At 69.1% G+C, this 1,147-nt stretch carries 2 protein-coding genes and 1 pseudogene; all 3 read left to right on the top strand.

The annotated features are described in order from the left end of the window. A pseudogene (locus JCM19049_RS14920) lies at positions 1–251 on the top strand (hypothetical protein); the annotation flags it as partial. A 104-nt stretch (positions 252–355) separates the two neighbouring features. Next, the gene (locus JCM19049_RS21215) at positions 356–490 is read left to right on the top strand and encodes a hypothetical protein (protein ID WP_279403320.1); all 135 of its coding nucleotides are present in this window, start codon (positions 356–358) and stop codon (positions 488–490) included. Further along, positions 469–1,147, top strand: a 679-nt coding sequence (locus tag JCM19049_RS14925) for an ATP-binding protein (RefSeq protein ID WP_279403321.1), incomplete at its 3' end; no start/stop codon positions are given. The genes JCM19049_RS21215 and JCM19049_RS14925, both read left to right, overlap by 22 nt.

Below are 1,147 nucleotides of genomic sequence, written 5' to 3' on the forward strand. Positions count from 1 at the left end.
TGCACGAGATCCTGGCCGAGCACCGCACCGCCAGCGACCGCGACGACAAGCGCTTCGCCGAGTCCTGCGACGCGGCGATCGGCCGGCTGAACACGCTGCGGCTGATCACCGGCACCGAGCTGGTCGACGAGTACCGCATCTCCCCGGCTCTGGCGATGGCCCTGCCGATCGCCAGCATCCAGGACATCCCCGGCTACATCGCTGCGATCGACAACACCGAGGCGCAGCCGGCGCTGCCCGATCAGCGGTGAAGCCCACCAGGGCAGCTGGCGGAGGATCCTGATGAGCCGCCGCTGCCCGGCGGGGGCGACGCCCGGATCAGCGACGAATCCCAGATGGTTCAGGAGTAGCACCGATGAGCATAGAAATGACCTTGCCGCTGGGCGACACCCTCAACCCGGGCCAGCACCGGCTTTCCCGGATCCAGATCGTGAACTGGGGCACCTTCACGGCCTGCACACCCTGCAGGTGGACCGGGCCGGGACACTGATCACCGGGCACCCGGGGGTGGGCAAGTCCACGCTTTTTGACGCGATGGGCCACTTGTTCTTCGCCACCCCGAGGCTGAACGAGTCCGCCAACGACGCGGCCACCCGCGAGGATCGGCGCACCACGTTCTCCTACATGCGCGGACGCAAGTTCAAGACCGGCTCGGGCACCGTCTACCAGCGGCCCGGGGCCACCTGGAGCGCGGTCAGTCTGGGCTACGAGGACGGGATGGGCAACACGGTCACCGCCGCGGCCGTCTTCGACCTGCCCGAGGCGGGCCTGGAGAACCAGGTCTCCAAGCACTACCTGCTGTGCGAGGGGCCGCTGGATGTGGCCGAGCTGGAACACCATGGGGCGCGGCGCTTCACCGTCTCCTCGCTGCAGAAGCTGCTGGACCCGGCCGAGGCGTTCGACACCCACAAGGCGTTCGTGGAACGGCTGCGCCGCCGGCTTGGGGTGGAGAACGACAAGGCCTTCGCCCTGCTGCGCACCCTGCAGAACGGGAAGGGCCTGGCCAAGGGCGTGAACCAGTTCTTCCGCCACGAGGTGCTGGAGGAACCGGCCACCCTGAAGGCCGCGGCCGCGGCTGTGGAGGACTTCGCCCACCTGCGCGGCATCTACCGCCAGCTGGACACCGCCCGGCGCCAGCGCGACGTGC

The organism is Arthrobacter sp. JCM 19049, assembly GCF_001310435.1.